The sequence below is a fragment of the Aeromonas sp. QDB56 genome, assembly GCF_027705505.1.
In the GTDB taxonomy this organism is placed as follows: Bacteria; Pseudomonadota; Gammaproteobacteria; order Enterobacterales; family Aeromonadaceae; genus Aeromonas; species Aeromonas caviae.
On record NZ_JAPDBZ010000246.1, the window covers coordinates 1 to 2,261 of the forward strand.

Consider the following 2,261-nt stretch of genomic DNA (forward strand, 5'->3'; position numbering starts at 1 on the left):
GAGGGATTTGGTGATCAGATCATGGGCTTCACCAAAAGTTCCATTCAGGTCGAGCTGATTTGGGCAACAACGCCCTGAAGCCATCTACCAGCATCTGCACGCAGAAGGTTATATCGATAGCAAAGGTAAGATCCAAGATGCTCTGAAGCAGGCGCTGGCGGATAACAAGGTGAATTTGCCCGATCAATTTGCAGAGCACGCTGAGGCGATTCTTGCCACTATTGGCAAAGTGGCCAAAGGCTTGAGCATCAAAAAGTTTGAAGAAAAGAAAACCGCCAAGCTGCGTGAAGATAACGGCAAGCAAGTGGTGCTGGGGGATGATTTCAAAGCGCTGTGGGATCGCATCAAATACAAGACCACCTACCGAGTGAACTTCTCTGTCGGTGACTTGGTTGCGACCTGTATTAAAGAAATTCGTGCCAGCGTCGATGTGCGCAGTGCCAAGTTCGATTACACCAAGGTGAGTGTTGAGATCTCTGGGGCCGGGTTGAATAGTTCGGTGCAAGAGAACAAGACCCACACCTATCAGCATCGCAATTACCAGCTACCTGATGTGGTGACTTATTTAGGGAAGGTGCGAATAAGTCATATGGCACGAGAGCATTTACTGGTAACCCATTGATATTAAATGACTAAAATTTTCATTTTTTGTTCGTGGGATACTTGTTCGCACTTTCCTCAGAGTCAACTACTAATCTGACCCGAAAAACGGTGATTGATATTTTGTTGGGGCTGGGCGATAAGCTTGAGGCCTTTAAGAACAACCCGCAGCGTTTTATTCAGTTGGCCAGCGAGGTTATCCGCAAGCAGATGCGTTTAGCGATTGTGGATGGGATCAGTTATCACCGTATTGGTGATGATAACTACTACGCGCAAGAGCTGTTCCAGGAAGCAGAGCTGACCGGTTACCTCAAGAACATGGTTTCGGCGGATAAATCAGTTTATGACTATATCATCTGTGATTCTGATGTTGAGTTTGAGTTTGCCAAAAAGCTGGAGCAAGCCTCTGAGGTGAAGCTGTACGCCAAGCTGCCTGCCTGGTTTAAAATCGATACGCCACTGGGGAGTTATAACCCAGACTGGGCCGTGCTTATCGACAAAGATGATGGCATGGGGGATCACCTGTATTTCGTCGTTGAAACCAAATCCAGTATTTTCTCTGATGATTTGCGAGCAACCGAGCAGGCCAAGATCAACTGCGGGATTGAGCACTTTAAGGCACTGGCGAAAGATCTCAATGGTGATGCAATAGATAACCCGGCAACCTTCGTGAAGGCCGATAAATTTGATAGATTCATGGGGCACGTGATAAATAAATAAGGGTTTATTGTTAAGTCGGCAGCCACACCGAAGTCCCATTCAAGCCACATCGATTTGCTCAACGCCCCTAGCCACCTAAGGCTAGGGGAATCCATCATCTTAGTTGTGGACCAATCTCAGCCAGTCGTTTCTTAGCCTTCACACATTGGAACAATTTCCGACAGGTTCTTAACTCTTCAGGGTGCCGCTTCGGATAGCTCATGATGGCAGGGATTAGCTCAGGGATTATGCGCACAATCAGTCGCCCCAACTTAACCTTCTCCTTGCGAGTTGCCAGCCGCCGTTTGAGTTTGTATGCGTAGAATCGGTCTCCAATACGGACATCATCCAGCTCAGCACCAAATATAGATCTCAATGCACGATAAATCCTCTCCTCAAATGAATTCAAATCTAACTTTTCACGATGATCACGACTTACGAGCTCATTGACCTGATAAGCGTCTTCTTTATTGATAATCAGGTTTAATAAATTAATCATATTTATCTCCTTTTAAGATACGAGTAGTGGTTCCCCATACCTGATTAACAATATCTTCATCAACCTATCAACGCAGTGCTCATGTTGTCATCGTCAGCTCTAATTTACGATTCAATTTCAAGAATGTAAATAGGCTTTCTCAATTATTAATTACCACCCATTTATTCTCGCGCGCGCGAGAATAACTCCATGTGAAATATATGCGATTGATATATTAAAAATATACCAACTGCCGAATCATCTATCAATTTAAATATATATAAATCCTTTGATATCCAATAGCTATTTCGGCTATTTACATTCAAAGGAGAGATATCCATGTCAGAACTTTCATTGTTCGATGCCATTGGTGAAGGCAAAAACGCGACTCAGGATTATCTGGATACCGGCGTTGTTGCCCAAATCGACTATTGAAACGCCCTTTCCTCCGGCCTTGAGCGATGGCTACACTCGGGGCCTTCTG

At 44.9% G+C, this 2,261-nt stretch carries 3 protein-coding genes; 2 read left to right on the forward strand and 1 reads right to left on the reverse strand.

The genetic code is table 11. From position 1 onward, the window contains the following. The first annotated feature begins 169 nt into the window (after positions 1-169). Positions 170-622, forward strand: coding sequence for a hypothetical protein (locus OKB81_RS20095; RefSeq protein WP_270805419.1), 453 nt, complete (start codon positions 170-172; stop codon positions 620-622). A gap of 89 nt (positions 623-711) precedes the next feature. Further along, positions 712-1,320 (forward strand): restriction endonuclease, encoded by a 609-nt coding sequence (locus tag OKB81_RS20100; protein ID WP_270805420.1) that lies wholly within the window; start codon positions 712-714, stop codon positions 1,318-1,320. Between the two features lie 94 nt (positions 1,321-1,414). Here OKB81_RS20100 and OKB81_RS20105 read toward each other — a convergent pair whose 3' ends face one another. Beyond that, positions 1,415-1,798 carry a hypothetical protein gene (locus tag OKB81_RS20105; protein ID WP_182951351.1) on the reverse strand — a complete coding sequence of 128 codons (384 nt, stop codon included), beginning with the start codon at positions 1,796-1,798 and terminating at the stop codon, positions 1,415-1,417. Between the last annotated feature and the right edge of the window lie 463 nt (positions 1,799-2,261).